Below are 2,041 nucleotides of genomic sequence, written 5' to 3' on the forward strand. Positions count from 1 at the left end.
TTGATCGCGTTGGGTTTCTTTTCGTTGTGAATTCATCGGCAAAATAACCTTCAGCATCCAAACGTCCGCCGAGCATGCTACGCTCGTCACTTTTCTTCCAAATCGCTCAATTTGAGTTTTTTGGTTTCTTTGCTGATTTGAGTTTTTGGTTTATAAATGAATCGGTTAGTTTGTTTCAAGTTTACAAAAAAGCTCGTTCTTTAGTTTTGAAAGTGTTGGTGTCAATCAGTTGGCCTAACAAACGGCTCAAGAGGGATTGCCAACGCGTGGCGACTTTAGTGCAAAATTGCAGTTCAGAGTTTACAGTGTGTTTTTTAAGTTCGGCGGTGCGTTGTCAACCCCTTAGCCGGGCGTTAGGTTTAATTCAGTTAGGAGGAAGTGTGTATACTAAAAAGTGCGTAGCGTTTATAGATATTTTAGGTTTTGGTGCTTTGGTTGAGCAGAGTGAAAACGATCTTAATATAGTAGAAAATATACATCGAGCTTTGATGTCTATGAGCACAAAATCGCTCAAAGATAGTGTCGAACCTGAACTAAATATTGAAAATATTCCCGCGGGCAAAGTTAAAGATGCTAGACGAACCTTGGATTATTTGACAACTCATATAAAGCGAATGTATAGCCTTGAAATTTCGTATTTTTCTGATTGCGTAGTTATTTCTGCTGATGCAGAAAACTCAATGTCATGCCAAATGTTATTTGACACAATAGGTAAATTTGCTCTGCGCCTTTGGGGAGAAAATAATCTAGTCTTACGTGGGGGAGTTACTATTGGTAATTTACATCATACGGAAAATGGTCCAGTGTTTGGTCCTGCAATGAATCGTGCTTATCAGATAGAGTCCAAGGAAGCGGTTACCCCTAGGTTATTAATAGATCGTGAGTGTTATGAGCACCTATCTCAATCTCGCACTTTTTCTTCTATTGAAGCTATGTTTGTTGAAGATAGTGGTCAAGTATATTGCTCACTAGCTAGCTACTATAAGCACTACAGGATGGATCCAACTGTACATTGGGATAAGTTAGGCTTGAATCCAACGTTAGATTCACTGAAAGTATTATTGGAAGAAAAAATCGAGTTACTTACTACTCAAAATGTAGGTGAAAGCGTACTAGAAAAATATCGTTGGCTTATATCTCAGTGTTAAAAATAAAACCTAACAAACGCTTCAAGAGGGACAGCCAACGCGCGGCATTTTTACTATGCGTTGGTTTTTGTGATTACGGTGTTATGCGGTAAGTTTGTAGTAGCGTTGGCTGCCCCTTAAGCGGGCGTTAGCTGAATAGGACGAGATTTGAGTATGTTTACAGTTCCAGATACAGAAAAGAAAATTCGAGCTAAAATTTCAAGCTACAAATCTGGGCTTAATCGTGAGCTTAGAGAGTATGGTGCTATCTCGGACGGTTACGGGAAAAGGTATTTAATATTTCCGTTGTTGCTTGTACTTAATGATTTAGAAAAAGCAAAAGAGTACATGGAGTGGTATGACGTCCAATTTCCAGATGATATTGGCGAACCAATTCAAATGCTATCTCGCTCAATTTTGTCTCATCGTTTAGGTAATACAGAAAAGGCAACGTATGAATTAGCAGCAACGATGTTATCTAATGTGTACCTTTTACCGTGGCTTTTCGGTAATAATATCGGTCCATTTGGTATAGAACAAACATCAGACTTTGCTGACCCTGAACACTGCGATTATATGCCTGTGGAAGTGTTTCACAGCATCAGTGGTGAAGAGCTCTATTGGATAGAAAGTTGTTTTGAGTCTGAGGTTTTTAGAGAGGCTCATACAAGGTTCATAGAAATATCGCTTATTTTGAACCTTGTTTCAGAAGAAGAGCGTCATGCTTTACTAAACGAACGAAATGGTCTTCTAAAACCGTTTGAAAAATTCAGCTAACAAACGGCTCAAGAGGGATTGCCAACGCTTGGCGGCTTTAGTGCAAAATTGAAGTTCAGTGTTTACAGTGTGTTTTTTGAGTTCGGTTATGCGTTGTCAACCCCTTAGCCGGGCGTTATGCAGTTCTACAGGTTCAA

Annotated in this window: 2 protein-coding genes; both read left to right on the top strand. The window is 39.3% G+C overall.

What is annotated here, in order from left to right:
* Nucleotides 1-380 precede the first annotated feature (380 nt).
* A complete protein-coding gene (locus tag AACQ21_RS07070) occupies nt 381-1,148 on the top strand; it encodes a hypothetical protein (RefSeq protein ID WP_175231437.1) in 768 nt (255 codons plus the stop codon).
* 153 nt (nt 1,149-1,301) lie between these two features.
* Nucleotides 1,302-1,904 carry a hypothetical protein gene (locus tag AACQ21_RS07075; protein WP_047691324.1) on the top strand — a complete coding sequence of 201 codons (603 nt, stop codon included), beginning with the start codon at nt 1,302-1,304 and terminating at the stop codon, nt 1,902-1,904.
* Nucleotides 1,905-2,041: the final 137 nt, after the last annotated feature.

The organism is Vibrio sp. V01_P9A10T6 (genome assembly GCF_963877065.1).
GTDB classification, from domain to species: Bacteria; Pseudomonadota; Gammaproteobacteria; order Enterobacterales; family Vibrionaceae; genus Vibrio; species Vibrio anguillarum.